Origin of the sequence: Janthinobacterium sp. AD80, from assembly GCF_002878455.1 — a bacterium.
GTDB lineage: Bacteria > Pseudomonadota > Gammaproteobacteria > Burkholderiales > Burkholderiaceae_D > Janthinobacterium.
The window spans coordinates 1-17815 of the sequence record NZ_NRDQ01000143.1 but is presented as its reverse complement, the minus strand read 5'-3'; the positions used below and the strand labels follow the sequence as shown (position 1 = coordinate 17815).

Here is a 17815-nt window from a genome sequence, read left to right as displayed (position 1 = left end):
TGCAGCAGGGCAGGCAGGGTGCCCTGGCTAGCGCTGCCTGCCAGCGTGGCGCCAGCATGGCGGTGCCATCCGGGACGCCGCCACAGCAGTGCGGCCAGCAGCAGGAACAGGCCGGCCAACGCCAGCCCCGGCCTTACCAGGGTCATGCCGTCGCTGCGGGCCAACAGATAGGTGTAGATGAAGGCGCTCATGACAGTGCCTGCCGGAGGGATGCGCAAGGGGAGAGGGCGTGCCGCATGGTGGAACTCCTGTTGAATACGTCCGGCTGCGTCGCGTTGCAGCGAATTAAACGTTTTTCACAAAAATCACGATTAATTTATTTTAAGGCCATATTCATTTTATTTGAGAAATTTATTTTTCTTGTGGCCAAGCTCAGCCGTAACCGGCGGCTGGCGCTGTGTGACAAAAAGCAACGCCACGTCATGAGTGCGTTCTGGCGTGTGCCACGCTTTGTTAATTAGTGAAAAAATGGAATCTCATTGATCGCCATCAATACGATGCGCGGGTGCGCATCGCCGAATGACAACGCCTAGTAAAGGAGCATCATGAGTGCCTCTCCCCGGCCTGGACCCTTGCTCACCCTCACCGCAGTCATCTTCATCTTGCTTGGCCTGGTGCTTGCCGGCGGCGGCGCCTGGCTCGTCAGCCTTGACGGCTCCTGGTATTACCTCGTGGCCGGTATCGGCATGATAGTTGCCGGTGCGCTCGTGTGGAAAAGACGGCGCAGCGCCCAGCCTTTTCTTGCGCTATTGCTGTTCGCCACCCTGATCTGGTCCGTGATCGAAGTGAAGTTCGACTGGTGGCAACTGCTGCCGCGCCTCGATATCTGGTTCGCCGCCGCCGTCTGGCTGCTGCTGCCCTTCATCGACCGGCGTCTCGATCCGGCCCTGTCACCTGGCGCGAAACCGCGCGACGCCGGCAAGAGCGCGCTGCTGGCCGCCGTCGTGGTGACTGCCGCCGTCGGCGTGTTTTCCCTGTTCCAGGATTACTACACCCTGCACGGCGAAGTGCCAGCTGAAAACATGGCGGCCACGCCCGAAGGCGACTACGCGCCCGGCGTGGCGCCCAATGACTGGGCCGCGTATGGCCGCTCCGGCTATGGCGACCGCTACGCGCCGGCCGCGCAGATCACGCCGGCCAATGCCTCGCAGCTGAAACAGGCCTGGGTGTATAACACGGGCGACTTCAAGGGGCCGAACGACCCGGGCGAGATCGCCAACGAAGTCACGCCGCTGAAAGTAAACGGCATGCTGTACCTGTGCACGCCGCATAACATCGTCATCGCGCTGGACCCGGACACGGGCAAGGAAATCTGGCGCCACGATCCGAAGATCAACCGCGACGCCTCCAGTTACCAGCACATGATCTGCCGTGGCGTGGCTTACTGGGACGTGAACGCGGGCCGCGCCAAGGACAATCCGGCGCCTGAAGCGGCAAGCATGGAATGCCCGCGCCGCATCCTCGCCCCCACCATGGACGCCACCCTGATCGCCGTCAACGCCGATACGGGCGAGGCCTGCAAAAGCTTTGGCGAAAATGGCGTGATCGGCCTGTACCACGGCATGGGCATGAAGAAGCGGGGCTTTTTGATGCCGACCTCGCCGCCGGCCGTGGCGCAGAACGTGGTGGTGATGGCCGCCAGCGTCACCGATAACTTTTCCACCGAAGAGCCGTCCGGCGTGATCCGCGGCTACGATCCCGTGACGGGCAAGCTGATGTGGAACTGGGATGCCTCGAACCCGGACGACACGGCGCCGATCGCCGACGGCAAGACGTATACCAACAACTCGCCGAACTCCTGGGGCGTGTCCAGCGTGGATGAGAAGCTGGGCATGGTGTACGTGCCAATGGGCAACGAAACGCCCGATACCTGGGGCGGCAACCGCAACCCCCATGGCGAAAAATACAATAGCGCCATCGTCGCGCTGGACCTGGCGACGGGCAAGGTGCGCTGGGTCTACCAGACCGTGCACCACGACATCTGGGACATGGATATCGGCGGCCAGCCCACCCTGGTGGACATCGACACGCCAAAAGGCAAGGTGCCATCCGTCGTGGCCACCACCAAGCGGGGCGACATCTATGTGATCGACCGGCGCGACGGCAGCCTGGTGGTGCCGGCGCCGGAAAAACCCGTGCCGACCGCCAACGCCGCGCCTGGCGACACGCTGTCGCCCACGCAGCCGTTCTCGGCATTGACCTTCCTGCCCGAGAAAAATATCAGCGAAACGGACATGTGGGGCACCACGCCGTTCGACCAGCTGGCTTGCCGCATCATCTTCCGCCAGCATCGCTACGAAGGACCGTTCACGCCGCAAACCGTGGCTGAAGGCAAGATCAAGGGCGCCATCATTTCGCCCGGCCCGCTGGGCATCTTCGAGTGGGGCGGGGCGGCCGTCGATCCAGGCCGCCAGCTGCTGCTGGTGAACCCCGACTACATGGGCTTCCTGGAACGCCTGGTGCCGCGCGCGCAAGCCAATGCGCCGGGCGGCACGGGGTCGGAAATGGGCTTGCAGCCGCAGACGGGCGTGCCGTTCGCCGTGGAAATCAAACCCTTCCTGTCGCCGCTGGGCTTCCCTTGCCAGGCGCCGCCCTGGGGCTATATCGCCGCCGTCGACCTGCGCACCATGAAGAAAGTATGGATGCACAAGAACGGCACCACGCGCGACAGCGCCCCCGTGCCGATCGCCCTGCCGCTGGGCGTGCCCAGCCTGGGCGGCATCAGCACCACGGGCGGCGGCGTGGCATTTCTGAGCAGCACGCTCGACTACTACATCCGCGGCTACGACGTGCGCAACGGCAAGACCGTGTGGAAAGCCCGCCTGCCGGCAGGCGGCCAGGCCACGCCGATGAGCTATGTCTCCGACAAGACGGGCAAGCAATATGTCGTCGTCATGGCTGGCGGCCATGGATCGCTGGGCACGAAGATGGGCGATAGCCTGGTGGCGTTTGCCTTGCCGGATGCGGTGGTGAAGGAGGGGGCGAAGACGAAATAGCGATGCAGGAGGGGCGGCAGCATCATGCTGATGCTGCCGCCAGTGCCGCCAGTGCCGGAAGTGGTCCAGCCGGCATGCCAGCTGGAGGAGATAGCCTTGAACGGCGCTGGCTTGTCAGGTTTCGTTGCCGGCAGTCGCGTGGCGTCGTTCGGCGTAGTCTTTCAGTGATTGCATGGTCCGGGGAAGCCCCTCTCTGACCTGCTTTGCCACGCCTGGCCCGAACAGAAACGCTAGGGGGCCGGTAAACCATACGCGGTGCAGGACGTCCGAACCGCCATCGACGGCAGAGACGGTATGCTCGAAGTGCAGGCGAAACAAGGGGATGTAGCCTTCGACGGTGAACGAGCGGCCCGCTGAGCGTTCCGTGACCACCATGGGAATGCCCAGTCCCTTGCTGGGAACGATGCGGCCCTTGCTACCGACACTGAATGGCCCGTCGAGCCGGGCTTGTTTCGTATCCGGGTCCCAGCGGTGCCATTGGTCGACCTCGCTCCAGATCTGGTCGATGAGCATGGGCGGGACGGGGATGTATATGCGTTCTTCGATTTGCATGAGGGGCTGCGTCTCCTTGTCATTGTTGTCAACGTCATCAAGCTTGTGCCAGGCGCCGCACAGCGCCTGGACACATTATCCGCCCGGAACGGCACGGCCGCACATATGCTACGGCAATGTCCGTTTCAATGTCCGTTTCAATGCCCGTTTCAATACCTGTTTACTTCGCCGCCAGGCCCAGCTTCAGTCCCACCAGCTTGCCTGGCGCAGCCTCCGTCTTTTCCGGCGCGCCGGTGCTGACACGTGTGGCTGGCGTGCCATCTTGCTGCAGGGCCGCCAGGATGGCCGCGCTGCGCTGCGTGCCCAGCTTGTTCAAGGCATCGGCAGGCAGCGGCTGCTTGGCTTCCAGCTGCTCGCGCAAGCCGTTATAGAACGCGCCCGTATCGGCCACCTGCGGCTCGCCTTCGATCAGCTTGCCCAGACGTTGCAAGACGGGGATCTTGGTCGCTGTCGTCGGCGTGGCAGCGTCCGCCGAGGCTGCAGACGCCGCCCCTGGCACAGCCGACTCAGCCGCCTTTTTCTGCTTGTCCAGCTCCGCCTTGCCGAAGCGTTCCGCGTACAGCTCGCGCAGGGCGCCGCGCACCTTGCGCTCGCCCAGGTTCAGCGGCCCCGGCTCTTCGCCAGCCTCCAGCTTGATGCCGGCCTTGGCGGCGACGGCGCGGCGCACGGCCTGGGCGCGCAGGGCGGCCGCATCCGTGTCGCTGTACTGGCCCGGCACGGCCAGCTTCAGCTGTTCGCGCTTGGCGAGGATCTGCGCCACCTGCTTGAGCTTTTCCCGCTCGGGCGGCAGCAGCACGGCGCTGCCCGGATCGAAGTCGATGGATTCGAGCTTGTCGGCGCTGATGCCCAGCAGGTTGCCCAGCGCGCGGAACGGCGCCGTGACGATTTTCGTCAGCACGTTGCCCACGGCTTTCCAGATCAGCGCGCCATAGCTGAATTGCGGGTCGTTCATGTCGCCCGACACGGGCAAGCCCAGGTCGATGCGCCCGTCGCTATCCTTGAGGATGGCCAGCGCCAGTTCCAACGGCAGCTTCAGGGCGTCCGGGCTGTCGATGCGCTCGCCCAGGGTCAGCTTGTCGAGCACGATCTGGTTGGTGCCGTCGAGCTGGCGGTTGCGCACCTTGTATTGCAAATCCAGCGAAATCTTGCCTTCGGCCACCTTGTAGCCGGCGAATTTCATCGTGTACGGCGAGGCGGACACCATGTCGACGTTCTTGAAGACCACGTTCAAGTCCGTATTGTCGGTGGGGGCGAAAGGATTCAATTGGCCGCGCACGCGTGCCAGGCCGAATTCATCGATGCGTCCGTCCAGTTCAATCTGGCTGCGCGCATCGCGTTTTGTCGACAGGCCCGTGACGACGCCATTGAGTTCATAAATCTTGGCGGCGAACTGGGGACGCAGGCTGAGGTCGGCGAAGTCCAGCTTGGCGTTTTGCAGGCGCACGCGGCGCACGCGCACGGGGAAGGCGGCATCAGCGGCCGGCGTTGCGGTGGCCGGCGTGGCGTTGGCCACGGGAGCGGCGGCGGCAGGCAATGCAGCGGGCTGCGCCGGTTCCGGCGCTTTCACCAGCAGGCGTTGCGCGTTCAGGCTGCGGTCGTTTTCAATGATCAGCTGGGCGTTCGGTTCCACCACGCGCAGTTCCGGGATGTCGACAAAGTCCGGGCCAACGCTGGCCGTCAGTTTGTCGGCGCGCACGCTTTTCCATGAGGCAAAACGCTTGCCATCCGTTTCGTTGAGCACGAGGCCCGCGATATCCACGCCGCCCACATAGCGCACTTTCGGTGCTTTCGGCGCACCGCCGCCCGTCGTCAGGCGGCCGCTGCCGGACAGGCTGCCGCCCGCCAGCTTGAGTTTCACGTGCTGTGCCAGCAGCGGTTGCACGGGCGCCAGCGTCAGCTGTTTCAGATTCAGCTGCGCATCGACGGCGCCCGTACCGGGCACGAATTTGCCATTCGCCGTGAGCAAGCCACCTTCGCGCAGGCCCACGCCCAGCTCGAACGGCAGCGCCTGCGTCATGTCGTTGCTGACGTTGTGCAGGGACAGGCGGGCATCCTGCAGATTGCCTTTAATTCCCGTGCCCGCATCGTCGAAGCGGGCGCCGAACTTGCTCAGCTCCACGTTGTCTACCTTGGTGGACCAGGGCGCGGAGGGCGCATCCTTGGCAGGGTCGGCTTTGCCGGAGGCAAACACGGGCAGCTTTTGCGCAATCGCAAATTCCCCCTGGCGGTTGCGTGCCAGGTCGATCTGCGCGCCGCTGGCCGTCACGACGCCCAGGTGCACGCTGCGCGCGGCCAGGTCGATCTTGCCTTCCGCAAAACCCAGTTGCGCCAGCTTGAATGGCGTTTGCGCGCCCCGTTGCATGGCCAGATCGGCCAGGGCAAAGCTGGCGTTGTCGACCAGCACGCTGTTTCCTGCCTGACCTTGCTGCAAGCCCAGTTGCAGCTGCAGTTGCAACTGTTTCGCGCTCAATTGCAGGGCGGGCGAGACGGTTTCATCGATGGCCGAGACGTCCACCTTGGCCAGCACCAGCTGCTTCAAGTCGACTTTCCACCTGCCTGGCTTGGCTGGGGCGGCGGGGATGGCCGGAGCAGCGGCGGCGGGCGCGGGATTGCCCGGCAGCATCAGGTTCGCCACGTCGATCTCGCCCTTGCTGTCGCGACGCACGGCCAGCTTGCCGCCGTACAGATTGATTTTATCTACCGTGACGCTCTGGCGCGCCAGGTCGGCGTTGACGCCGGCGACGCCCAAGGTATCGAGCGAGGTAAAAGCGTCGCCTTTGCCGTCGCGCACCAGCGACAGGCCGCGCAAGGCCAGGCCCGCGCCTTTCAGGCTCGCTTCCAGCTTGCCGTCCGCATAGGAAAAAGCATAGGGCAGGCGCGCCGACAGCTTGCCGCTCGTCACTTCGGCGCGCGTGTAGGCTTTCAGGTAGGCGGCCAGGCCGGGCAGGGAAGCGTCGTTCAGTATCAGTTCGCCTTCGCCCCGGATGGGGGTGAGCGACGCCGTGCCGCGCCAGTGCAGCTTGCCGCCGCGCGCCGCGTCGGCGCTGAGGCTATAGCTGCCATTGGCGTCGGGCAGGGTCGAGATATTGTCGAGCGTGAAATTGATCGGCGTAAAATTGTCCGCATAGCCGGCCTTCTGGTCTTGCCAGTCGACTTTGCCTTGTTCCAGTGCAAAGTGGCCAATGATCAGGCGCGGCATGCCGCCTTCGCTCTTTTCCGGGTGCTTGCGCTGCCAGGTGGCCAGCACTTCAGCCAGGTTGAACTTGCCGTCCGGCGTGACGGTCAGCTGCGCCTGGGGCGCCGTGATGCGGATTTCCGCCAGGCTCCAGGCGCGGCGCACGATGGATTTCCATTCCAGCTGCACGGCCAGGGCGCCGATGAACAGCAGCGGTGCGCCGCCCTTGCCATCGGCGCTGGCCGCTTCCTTGAAAGCAATCTTGTCCGCTTCCAGGCGCAGGGTAAACGGGTTGAAACGCACGTCGGCGACGCTGGCCTGGCGCGCGAGTTCCTTCTCGGCAAACTTTGGCAACTGGTTTTTGATGACGTAGGGCACCAGCCAGAAGCCGGCCGCGCTGTAGGCGGCCAGGACGCAGCCTGTGCCGACGGCCCAGCGCTGCCAGCGTTTCCAGCGAAATGATTTCGTCTGCACGCTTTTCTTGTCGATTGTGTTCACGAACTTACCTTTTGATCTTGTTAGGCGGCGCGTCGTGCGCGCCGTGACTGTCAGTATGCCTCTTTGCGGGCTCGTCTGCAAAATCCAAACGTGTTCAAGTGATAACAGGCGCCGGAGGAGGCTTGTTTCTTCTATAAAACTCACACAAACTCACTCTTACTTGATAATGATTCTCATTATCGGTATCATGTCCGCTAACCGTAAGTTCTCATTCGCAACTTTTTCTCATTGAAAGCCCGATTTCATGCCTGCCGTAACTCCTCGCCTCCGCTTGCTTCCCGTCGCCGCCGCCCTCTCGCTGGCCTTCGCTTCCCACGCCGCGCTGGCGGCCAATGCAGCCAGGGGCCAGGACGAGCTGACGGCTGGCGACGAGAAAGTCATGCAGGCCGTGCAGGTGACGGGGGCGCGCGCGCAAGGCCTGGTACCGCTCACCACCGAGGCGGGCAGTTTCCGTGGCGCCAACATCATGGATGTGCCATCGACCGTCAACGTCATTACGCGCGAATTGCTGGAGCAGCAAGCCGTCTCCGGCCTGTACGACGCCGTGCGCAATACGGCCGGCGTGACGCGCCAGCAGAACGGCGGCGAAACCTGGGATCAATTGGTGATACGCGGCATCGCCGTGGAAAACCGTACGAATTACCGCCTCAACGGTTCCATGCCCATCATGAACTTCTCGCAAGTGCCCATGGAAAACAAGGAGCGGGTGGAAGTGCTGAAGGGCGCCTCGGCCCTGTACTACGGTTTTACTTCGCCGGCCGGCGTGGTCAACTTCGTTACCAAGCGGGCCGACAGCCGGCCCGTCACCAGCATGGGCTTGAGTCTCGATGACCGTGGCAGTGCCGTGGCGAATATTGATGTCGGCCGCCGCTTTGGCGCGCAGCAGGAATTCGGCGTGCGCGTGAACGCGGCCGGCGGCACCCTGGGTTCCTACCTGGATAATGTCGGCAATGGCAACCGCCGCTTCATTGCCACGGCGCTGGACTGGCGCGTGACCAGCAAACTGCTGCTGAAAGCGGACCTGGAATATGACCGCCGCAGGGTGACGGAGCAGGCGGGCGTGGCCCTGCCCACGGCCGTGAAAGGCGTGATCACCTTGCCGCGCGCCGTCGACCCGCGCAACTTGATCGGCCCGGACTGGTCCAACTTCGAAACGCAGACGAAAAACGCGCAGTTGCGCGCCGATTACGCCATCGCCGATGGCTGGGCCTTGACGGTCGAGGCGGGCCACTCGGAAACGGCGCGCGACCGCCGCCTGGCCATCTTCCGCTTGAACAACGCGGCCGCCGTGCAGACGGGCGCGGGCCGCATCACGGGCAATATCCAGCACAGCGTGACGGCGTCGGACTTGCTGCGCGCGGAACTGGCCGGCAATTTCAACACGGGGTTCATCGCCCATGAACTGACCCTGGGCGCCTCGCGCACGGACAAGTCGCAAGATCCGATTTACCAGAGCAATTACACGATCGCCTCGCAGAACCTGTACCAGCCCGTGCCCGTGACGAATGTCGTGTTCGGCCCCAAGCCGGCCACGCCGACGACGGCCGCCCTCGACACGCGCGACACCGGCCTGTACGCGCTTGACCGCATGGTCTTCAGCCCGCAATGGCAAAGCGTCATCGGCGTGCGCCGCAGCAGCTACCAAAGCGACCAGGGCGCCAGCCACTATGACGTCAGCAAGACCACACCGATGGCCTCGCTGATCTACAAGGCCACGCCCGAGCTCTCGTTCTACGCATCCACGGCGCGCGGGCTGGAAGAGGGTGAAACGGGCCCGACGGGCACCGCCAACCAGGGCGTCAAGATGGCGCCCGGCGTGAGTCAACAAAAGGAGCTGGGCGCGCGCTGGCTGAGCCCTGGCGGCACCTTGCTGTCGGCGGCCCTGTTCGACATCACGCGCCCCGGCTATTACACGAATGCCAGCAATGTCTTCACCTCGGATGGCGAACAGCGCTACCGTGGCCTGGAACTGTCGACCCAGGGCAAGCTGACGCGCCAGCTGTCGTGGCAGACGTCGGCCCAGCTGCTCGATCCCAAGTTTGCCAACATCAATGCCGACTACAACGGCAAGGCGCCGGAAAACGCCTCCAAGCGCACGGCCAGCGCCTTCCTCGCTTACGCGTTTGACGGCGTGCCGGGCCTGTCCGTCAACGGCGGCGCGTATTACTACAGCGCCCGTCCCGTCAACGATTTGAACCAGGCTTTCCTGGGCGGCGTGACCTTGTTCAGCGCTGGCGCCCGCTATGCGAGCCGGGTGATGGACAAGGCAGTTGTCTGGCAGCTCAACGTGGAAAACGCGGCGGACAAGCGCTACTGGGCCGGCGCCGGCACGCGCCTGGCGTCGGGCGCGCCGCGCGCCATCAAGCTGTCGATGAAGGTCGATCTGTAGCCATACCTGCACGACGGCTTGATCTGCGGCCTTGGCCCAGGGGCAGGGCGGCCGTTATAATGGCGGCATGTTTATCAGCCAAGGCCGCGCCGTCATCGTCCTGTGGATCGCGTGTCTCGCCATCCTCATGGCCGCGCTCGCCCCGACCCTGTCGCGCGCCTTCACTGTCGCCAGCGGCAAGGCCGTGCCCAGCTTCGAGATCTGCTCGGTGGCGGGCGGCATGAACATGTTGCCCGCGACGCTCTCCAAGCAGGCGCCCGACCCTTCCAAGGGCGGCATGCGCATGGGCGACTGCCCGTGCTGCAGCATGCATGCGGCCACCCTGGACATTATTCCCACCACCCTGGTGCTAGCATCCGGTGAACTGATCACGGGCTTGCTGCCCCTGCTGTTCTACCAGTCGCCCACGCCCTTGTTCGCCTGGACGCCCGTCCAGCCGCGCGGGCCGCCTGCCGCTTTCTGATCCTGGTTTTTCCGTGAACGTCCATCGCCCAGCCGCATCGTGCTGCGCTGTGGCCGTTCGTCTTGCCTATCTGACAGAAAGCAGCACCATGAAACATTTTCCATTACTTATTTCCTTCGCCATCGCCATGCCCGCCCTGGGCCAGGCGCGCACTGAAGCGGTTTTACCCGAAATGAAAGTCATCGTCACGGGCGTCAAGGACGGCTACCGTCCCGCCGCCGACACGGCGCTGATGTTCTCCAGCACGCCCGGCTACAGCGTGGCGGCCGGTGGCGGCGTGTCCGGCTTGCCAGTGATTAATGGCTTTGCCGATGACCGCATCAAGATCCGCATCGACGGCATGGAACTGACGTCCGCCTGCGCCAACCACATGAATGCGCCCTTGTCGTATATCGATCCGCAGCAGGTGCAGCGCATCCGCCTGATCGCGGGCGTGACCCCCGTCAGCTCCGGCGGCGACAGCATCGCCGGCACCATCGAAGTGCAGTCCAACGCGCCCGTGTTCGCGCAGAGCGGCGCGCCGCTGCTGACGCAAGGCAGCTTCGCCGTCTCGGGGCGCAGCGTCAACAACAGCGTGGCGACCAGCGTCAACGCCTCGGCCGCCAGCGACGTGCTCAGCATCGGCTACAGCGGCGCCACCACGCGCGGCCACAGCTATGAAGATGGGCGCGGCAACAAAGTGCTGGCCAGCATGTACGAAAGCATCAACCAGTCCATCGTGCTGGCGGCCAAGGGCGATGGCCAGCAGCTGATCCTGCGCGCCGGCATGCAGCATATCCCTTACCAGGGCTTCCCCAACCAGTACATGGACATGACGGATAACCATGGCCAGTTCGCCAACCTGGCTTACCAGGGCACATTTGCCTGGGGCGTAATCGACGCGCGCGCCTACTGGCAGCGGACGGACCACGAAATGGGCTTTTTCACGCCCGAGCGCAAGGGCACGATGCCGATGATCACGCACGGGCGCAACACGGGCTATGCGCTGATGGCAAGCTTGCCGACGGCGGCGGGCGAGTTGCGCCTGGGCCAGGAGTGGCATGGTTTTCGCCTCGACGACTACTGGCCGGCCGTGCCCGGTTCCATGATGATGGGGCCGCGCACCTATCTGAACATCAATGACGGCAAGCGGGACCGAACGGTGCTGTTTGGCGAGCTGGAAACGCGCCATGACGCGCGCTGGACAAGCGTGCTGGGCCTGCGTGGCGAATCCGTGCGCATGGACTCGGGCGAGGTGCAATCGTATGGCACCAACATGATGAACATGCCGGACGTGATGGCCGCCCGGGCCTTCAATGCGCGCAGCCGCAGCCAGCGCGACACGAACATCGATGCATCGGCGCAAGCGACCTTCACGCCAGACGCGGCCAGCAGCTACGAGTTCGCGCTGGCGCGCAAGGTGCGCTCGCCGAATGTGTACGAGCGCTACTCGTGGGGCCGCGGTTCGATGGCCATGACCATGACCAACTGGTTTGGCGACGGCAATGGCTATGTGGGCAATATCGACCTGAAGCCCGAGACGGCTTACACGGCGGCATTGACGGCCGACTGGCACGGCGGCGGCGAGGAGGGCTGGTTCCTGCGCGTCAACCCGTATTTCAGCAAGGTCGACAATTACATCGATGTCGACGTGCTGGCGCCGTTCAAGCCCTACATGCAGATGGGCGCCAAGGGCAACTTGCTGCAGTTCGCCAACCACGACGCCAAGCTGTACGGCGTCAACCTGGCGTGGCAGTTGCCACTGGCCAGCAGTGCGCGCTGGGGCCGCTTCATGGCGACCGGCAACGCCGCTTATACACGGGGCAAGCGCAACGACAGCGGCGACCTGTACCGCATGATGCCGCTTAACGCCATGCTGGCAGTCGAGCACAAGCTGGGCGCCTGGAGCAGCCGCATCGAAACGAAGATCGTGGCCCACAAGGACACCGTCGACGCGCGCCGGCTGGAGCCGGAAACGGGCGGCTATGCGCTCGTCAACCTGCGCAGCAGCGTGGCGCTGAGCAAGATGGCCAGCCTGAGCGCGGGCGTCAGCAACCTGTTCAACCGTGCGTATGCGGACCCGCTGGGCGGCGTTTACCTGTCGGGCCTGAAAGCGAACGGCGGGGCGCTGCAAGCCTTGCCGGCCGAGGGGCGTTCGATTGACCTGGGGCTGCAGCTGACGTTCTAAGGCCGGCGTCAGGAGCGGCGCCTTTCCCTTGCCGGACGGGAAGGCGCATGCTTGATTCAGTGCATCGGCGGCAGGCAGCGCTGGCTGCGCGTGACAATATATGCATATTTCTTTCCGGAAATTTGTTATGCTCCTTGCCGCCGCTGCTTGTTGCCAGCTTTGCCACCCGCGTGTGCCACCCGTGTTTGTCGCTGGCGTTTGTCACCTGCGTTTGTTACCCGTGTTTGTCACCCGTCCCAGGCGGCCGGCAGCGCATGGCCCAGCGTGTGGTGCCATGCATGGGCTGGCCAGACTCGGCCAACTATTAACGTGGCAGCAAGCCACAGCACATCAAGGAAGCGTACCCTGGCAATGAAAAAAATTGGCTTGTTATCACTGGCTGTCTTGCTGGGCGCTTGCGACATTCATTTTGGTTCTTTTGCCAACGACTGGAAAACCGCCGATGCGGCCACCGATGTTTTTCACCAGTATGCGGCGCAAGGCAAGTTCTCTGCCATGTACGGCATGGGCAGCGCGCTGATGAAACAGCAACAGACCGAGCAGGAATTTGTCCAGGCTGCCGAACAGGGAATGCAAATCTATGGCCCCATGAAAGTGGCGCGCCAGCTCAGGGCCGCCTGTTTTCCAAATCAGGTGCGGCTGCTGTATCAGACCGACTTTCAGAATGGCAAGGCAACGGAGAAACTGGTATGGCAGGTGCGCGGGAACAAGGCGGAACTGATCAGCTATCAGGTCGAGCCTGGCGAAGTGGATCTCGACTCGCTGCCGGACTCGAGCTGTTCAAAATAGTGCGGATGCTCGTGCATGCACGCACTGGCGATCACAAGAGAGCGGATGGCGGGCATGCCGCCACCGGCGAAACGAAGGCGTGAAGATGCATAAAAGTAAAAACGATGTACTCATTGGCGGTATTGTCATTGCCCTTGTTGCGGGCCTGTCCGGGCTTGCAGGCGGATGGGAAATCCTGAAGGCCACGGCATGGTTGATTGGAACCGGCGTGCTGATCCTTTTCCTGCTGCAGTTGAAACGCAATGGGGCCACCCTGGTGGCGGTGGTATTGATGCCGATGCTGATTCTCAGGAGATTTTTTGTGCCGAAGAAAGTGCGCGCGCAATTGACAGCGATGCACCGCGGCGAGAAGCGGGAGCGGAAGTAAACGGGCAGGTTTCGGAAGATAAGGCACGCATTACACAGGATGACCATGTCAGCGGCCACGACATACCCACCATATATTGCGCTGGAGCAGGCGCTGGTCGACGTGTTGGAAATAATGCGGCCGAAACAGCTACGCTTGAACAATGTCGAGATACTCGGGGCGAACGGCCATTTTTGTGTAGGCGTGTTTTATGCGGACGATGTGGATATTCATCTTTATGCCAGGGATGGCACGAGCGCGGAAATACAATCGCGGTTGGCGCAATGCCCGCGCGCTTCGAAGCTGCGTTTTTCTTTTCTCGAATTGCCGGAGATAGGCTTCCGGTTCGACTCCAGGGAAAACGTGGATAAGAACTACCAGGGCAGCTACCATCTGTTCTGGCGCTAGAGCGGACCGCCATCCTGATGGATAACGTGAATAACAAGGTTGAATCAACGCTGGAGCCATGATGGGATATGCCCTGCATATTACAAGAAGCGAAGAGGGTCTTGCGCACGGAGAGACGGCGATCTCGATCGAGGAATGGACCAAGCTGCTTGCGCGGGATGGGGAAATGCGCCTCGACGGCTACGCCGAAGTCAGGACGCCCGACGGCACGACCATACGCATGGAAGCAGAAGGCCTGGCTGTATGGACGGCCTATTGCGCCCATCAGGAAAACGGCGATCGGGCATGGTTCAGTTTTTATGGCGGCAGTATCACTTGCAATAATCCTGACGCTGAAATCGTGCGGAAAATGTGGCGCATTGCCCAGCAGCTAGCAGCTGTCGTCCAGGGCGACGAAGGCGAGCTGTATGATGAACATGGCCAGGTCAGCTAGGCCCGGGGCTTGCCGGGGTCGCGCGGCGAGCGGCACATGGACATGGGGCGGCTTTATGCGGCGGGGTTCAGCAGGCCGAGTATGTCATCGAGGGTGGCAGGCTTGACCAGATGGTGGTCGAAGCCGCCATTCCTGGTCTTGGCGCGGGTCAGTTCATCGCTCCACGCGGTATAGGCAATCATCTTTGTGCTCTGGAATTTGGACGCTTGCCGGAGGCGGGAGGCCACCTGGAATCCGCTGACTTCGGGCATGCCCAGGTCGAGAAACACCACGTCCGGTTCAAACGTCTCTGCCACTTGCAGCGCCTCGGCGCCGCCGTACACGGGAATGGCTTCATGGCCGCTGAGCACGAGGAATTCGGCGACGAGATCGGCCGCGTCACGATTGTCGTCGACGACCATGATGCGCAGTGGGGGAAGTTGCTTTGCCATGAGAACCTGCTGCATTGCCTGCCCGGATAAGGGTAGCGCGGTAAGCCGGCAGGTTCAGGGCGGCAGGAAGTCGGGCAGTCAGGGGCTGTGACTGAGTGATGGGATTGCTTGTCAGAAATTATACATGGATTTCATCCAAATATATGTAAAGTGCAATGCATCAGTTTTCAGATGCATTCTTTTTGCGCCGCGACCCCGTCAGGACGCGCAGCGCGGTGCTGATCGGCACCTTGTTCTTGGCCAGATACGCGGCGGCAGCGGCCGTATCGAGCATCTCCTGGAAGATAATTCCGACCTCTACCTTTTGGGCCGTCAAATCATCGTGCCGCGTGCAGTCCAGGGGACTGACGCAGGTGCTGGCGCTGTTGTTCGTGCTGGAAGTCTTGTTTACAGGTTTGTCATTCTTGGAGCGCATTCTTGCCTCGGTCATAAAGAGAAAAAATGTCTCCTTTTGTTTGCATTAAAGATAACTTATTTTTATGCCTTTGTGGAAACTTTTCTTTAATCGATAGTGCCCATAGGAATTAAATTTAACTATCCCGCTTGCTGGTCAGGCAGCAGGAACAGCGGTAGCGCCGCAACACAGGTGACGCTCCGTCATCCATTGCCTGATCAGTCATCCTTTGCCAGCGGCCGCCAGATGCGGTTTAATCATGGCTTGTTCCTTTACGAGCTTGCCATGCTGCCCACTTCCGCCATCGCCGCCTTGCGCGAAAAATTTCCGTTAATTGCAGAATTGATGGCCTTGCAGCCCTTGAGCTGGTTCAATCCCCGCATCGCGCCAGCGGCAGAGGCGCTCGGTGACGTGGGTTTGACGGCCGGCGATGTGGCGCAGGCCAGCGCGCGCCTGGCGCGCTTTGCGCCCTATCTGGCCAGGGCCTTCCCGGAAACCCAGGCCAGCGGCGGCGTCATCGAATCGCCCGTCGTGCCGCTGCCGGCCATGCAGGCGGCCCTTGGCATGACCAGCGGTCAGCTATGGCTCAAGCAGGATAGCCATTTGCCCATTTCCGGTTCCATCAAGGCGCGCGGCGGCATCTATGAAGTGCTGAAACATGCGGAAATGCTGGCGCTGGATGCCGGTTTGCTGAGGGAGGGTGATGATTACAGTCTGCTGGCCAGCGAGGCCGTGCGGGCGTTCTTCGGCCAGTACGCGATCGCCGTCGGTTCCACCGGCAACCTGGGCTTGTCGATCGGCATCATGAGCGCGCGCCTGGGCTTTCGCGCCACCGTGCACATGTCGGCCGACGCGCGCCAGTGGAAGAAGGACAAATTGCGCGCGCATGGCGTCACGGTGGTGGAATACGCGACCGACTACAGCGTGGCCGTGGAAGCGGGGCGCAAGCAGGCGCAGGGCGACCCCAGCTGCCACTTCGTCGACGATGAAAACTCGCACGACCTGTTTCTTGGCTACGCGGTGGCCGGTGAACGCCTGAAAGCGCAGCTGGCTGCGGCCGGCGTCACGGTCGATGCGCAGCACCCCTTGTTCGTGTACTTGCCGTGCGGCGTAGGCGGCGGCCCCGGCGGCGTGGCGTTTGGCTTGAAGCTGGCGTTTGGCGACGCTGTTCACTGCGTGTTTGTCGAACCGACCCACTCGCCATGCATGCTGCTGGGCGTGCACACGGGCTTGCACGAGCAGATCAGCGTGCAAGATATCGGCATCGACAACATCACGGCCGCCGATGGCCTGGCCGTGGGCCGGCCTTCCGGTTTTGTCGGGCGCGCCATGCAGCGCCTGATCGACGGCTACGCCACCGTCAGCGATGAAGAGTTGTACCGTTTGCTGGCCTTGCTGGAACAGACGCAGCAGCTGTGCCTGGAGCCGTCGGCCGTGGCCGGCTTTGCGGGCATTGCTCCCGTGCTGGCGGCGCCGCGGTACCAGGCCAGCCTGGATGGCGCCACGCATCTGGTCTGGGGCACGGGCGGCAGCATGGTGCCGGAGCAGGAAATGGCCGCCTATGTGGCGCGTGGCCGCGCCTTGCTGGCGGCCGGAGCCGCGTGATGCCGTCTGGCGCGCTCTTCAGGGCCACGCCCGGGGCCACGCTCACGGCCAGCCAGTTCGCCAACCTGCACACCTTTCTCGTGGCGGCGCGCCACGCCAGTTTCGCGCTGGCAGCGCAGGAACTGGCGCTCACGCCCAGCGCCGTCAGCCACCGCATCGCCCGCCTGGAAGCGGGCCTGGGCCTGAAGCTATTTGACCGCCTGACGCGGCAAGTGAAGCTGACGCCGGATGGCGTACGCATCTTTGCCGCCCTGCAAACGGGCTGGGAGCATTTGCACGCGGCCATCGCCGGCGGCGACGCGCTCACGGGGGGCATCACCTTGCATGCGCGTCCATCCGTGGCGCAATGCTGGCTGGTGCCGCGTCTGGCCGGTTTCACGGCGCGGTATCCGGAACTCACGCTGGACCTGCGTGTGGGCAACGATGCCGTGGACTTCCGCGCCGGCCAGGCCGATCTGGCCCTGCATTACGGCGATGGCCATTTTCCCGGCCTGGCAGCGCGCAAGCTGATGGATGAATGGCTGGCGCCCGTGTGCAGCCCGCACTATGCGCGCCAGCACGGCTTGCTCGATATGCCGCCACAGCTGTCCAGCGCGACGGTATTGCACGACACCCTGGCCTGGCCCGCCTGCGCGCCGGACGCGGAATGGCGGCTGTGGCTGGACGCGCAGGCGCCAGGCATCAATTTGCCCGCGCGCAGCCTGCGTTTCGACCGCGCCGACCTGTGCGCGCAGGCGGCCATCCACCATGCAGGCGTGGCCATCGGCCGGCGCCAGCTGGTGCAGCCGTGGCTCGACAGCGGCCAGCTGGTGCTGCCGTTTGGCGGCTTTGCCCTGGCCAGCCCGCAAGCGTATTACCTCGTGCACAGCGCGCGTGCTGCGCTGCCGGCAAGAGTGCAGGCGCTGGCCGACTGGCTGGCGGGGCAGGGCGGGGTGCGGACCGGTGGCTCGGACAGCGGTATTTGAGCGTCGCGTAAGTTTGATACACTGCGCCCCTTACTGGCATCAGCGCACGAAGGAAGCACCATGCACGCACCCTCCCCATTGACCCCCAACGCGCCGCAGGAATTGCGCGCGTATGCGCTGGCCTGTCTGCTGGAGCCGGACCCGGCGACGAAGGTGGCCATGGTGGCGGCCATGGCCGCGGCGCCACCGGCGCTCGATGCGCAG

The 17815-nt window shown here is 63.4% G+C and carries 16 protein-coding genes; 11 read left to right on the top strand and 5 right to left on the bottom strand.

Annotated elements, in window-relative coordinates:
- Positions 1 to 191, bottom strand: a 191-nt coding sequence (locus JaAD80_RS22850) for a hypothetical protein (protein ID WP_146012491.1), incomplete at its 3' end; no start/stop codon positions are given.
- A 45-nt stretch (positions 192 to 236) separates the two neighbouring features.
- On the opposite strand from JaAD80_RS22850, the gene JaAD80_RS30450 reads away from it, so the two are divergent.
- Together JaAD80_RS30450 and JaAD80_RS22845 are read left to right on the top strand one after the other, a co-directional pair.
- Positions 237 to 461, top strand: a complete 225-nt coding sequence (locus JaAD80_RS30450) for a hypothetical protein (protein WP_146012490.1) — start codon at positions 237 to 239, stop codon at positions 459 to 461.
- 84 nt (positions 462 to 545) lie between these two features.
- Entirely contained in the window at positions 546 to 2996 is a 2451-nt protein-coding gene (locus JaAD80_RS22845; protein ID WP_102297785.1) for a membrane-bound PQQ-dependent dehydrogenase, glucose/quinate/shikimate family, read from the top strand.
- A gap of 114 nt (positions 2997 to 3110) precedes the next feature.
- Here JaAD80_RS22845 and JaAD80_RS22840 read toward each other — a convergent pair whose 3' ends face one another.
- Positions 3111 to 3548: an SRPBCC family protein gene (locus JaAD80_RS22840; protein ID WP_102297782.1), complete on the bottom strand. Its 438-nt coding sequence runs from the start codon at positions 3546 to 3548 to the stop codon at positions 3111 to 3113.
- 160 nt (positions 3549 to 3708) lie between these two features.
- Complete coding sequence (locus tag JaAD80_RS22835; RefSeq protein WP_258003132.1) at positions 3709 to 7221, bottom strand: DUF748 domain-containing protein; 3513 nt, start codon at positions 7219 to 7221, stop codon at positions 3709 to 3711.
- A gap of 244 nt (positions 7222 to 7465) precedes the next feature.
- Here JaAD80_RS22835 and JaAD80_RS22830 point away from each other — a divergent pair, with 244 nt between their 5' ends.
- From JaAD80_RS22830 to JaAD80_RS22800, 7 genes are all read left to right on the top strand, one after another.
- Positions 7466 to 9610 (top strand): TonB-dependent siderophore receptor, encoded by a 2145-nt coding sequence (locus tag JaAD80_RS22830; RefSeq protein ID WP_102297779.1) that lies wholly within the window; start codon positions 7466 to 7468, stop codon positions 9608 to 9610.
- A 67-nt stretch (positions 9611 to 9677) separates the two neighbouring features.
- Positions 9678 to 10073, top strand: a complete 396-nt coding sequence (locus JaAD80_RS22825; protein WP_146012489.1) for a DUF2946 domain-containing protein — start codon at positions 9678 to 9680, stop codon at positions 10071 to 10073.
- 88 nt (positions 10074 to 10161) lie between these two features.
- Entirely contained in the window at positions 10162 to 12240 is a 2079-nt protein-coding gene (locus tag JaAD80_RS22820) for a TonB-dependent receptor (protein WP_102297773.1), read from the top strand.
- 351 nt (positions 12241 to 12591) lie between these two features.
- On the top strand, positions 12592 to 13029 hold the full coding sequence (locus JaAD80_RS22815; RefSeq protein WP_102297771.1) for a hypothetical protein: 438 nt from the start codon (positions 12592 to 12594) through the stop codon (positions 13027 to 13029).
- An 85-nt stretch (positions 13030 to 13114) separates the two neighbouring features.
- The gene (locus JaAD80_RS22810; protein WP_102297769.1) at positions 13115 to 13396 is read left to right on the top strand and encodes a hypothetical protein; all 282 of its coding nucleotides are present in this window, start codon (positions 13115 to 13117) and stop codon (positions 13394 to 13396) included.
- Between the two features lie 45 nt (positions 13397 to 13441).
- Positions 13442 to 13783: a hypothetical protein gene (locus tag JaAD80_RS22805; RefSeq protein WP_146012488.1), complete on the top strand. Its 342-nt coding sequence runs from the start codon at positions 13442 to 13444 to the stop codon at positions 13781 to 13783.
- Between the two features lie 61 nt (positions 13784 to 13844).
- A complete protein-coding gene (locus tag JaAD80_RS22800; protein ID WP_102297788.1) occupies positions 13845 to 14216 on the top strand; it encodes a hypothetical protein in 372 nt (123 codons plus the stop codon).
- Positions 14217 to 14269: 53 nt separating this feature from the next.
- Here JaAD80_RS22800 and JaAD80_RS22795 read toward each other — a convergent pair whose 3' ends face one another.
- Together JaAD80_RS22795 and JaAD80_RS22790 are read right to left on the bottom strand one after the other, a co-directional pair.
- Positions 14270 to 14647 carry a response regulator gene (locus JaAD80_RS22795; RefSeq protein WP_102297763.1) on the bottom strand — a complete coding sequence of 126 codons (378 nt, stop codon included), beginning with the start codon at positions 14645 to 14647 and terminating at the stop codon, positions 14270 to 14272.
- 160 nt (positions 14648 to 14807) lie between these two features.
- On the bottom strand, positions 14808 to 15062 hold the full coding sequence (locus tag JaAD80_RS22790) for a hypothetical protein (protein ID WP_102297760.1): 255 nt from the start codon (positions 15060 to 15062) through the stop codon (positions 14808 to 14810).
- Positions 15063 to 15326: 264 nt separating this feature from the next.
- On the opposite strand from JaAD80_RS22790, the gene JaAD80_RS22785 reads away from it, so the two are divergent.
- Entirely contained in the window at positions 15327 to 16646 is a 1320-nt protein-coding gene (locus JaAD80_RS22785; RefSeq protein WP_102297757.1) for a D-serine ammonia-lyase, read from the top strand.
- Complete coding sequence (dsdC, locus tag JaAD80_RS22780; protein WP_102297755.1) at positions 16646 to 17611, top strand: DNA-binding transcriptional regulator DsdC; 966 nt, start codon at positions 16646 to 16648, stop codon at positions 17609 to 17611. Before JaAD80_RS22785 ends, dsdC begins: the two co-directional genes overlap by 1 nt.
- Positions 17612 to 17815 lie beyond the last annotated feature (204 nt).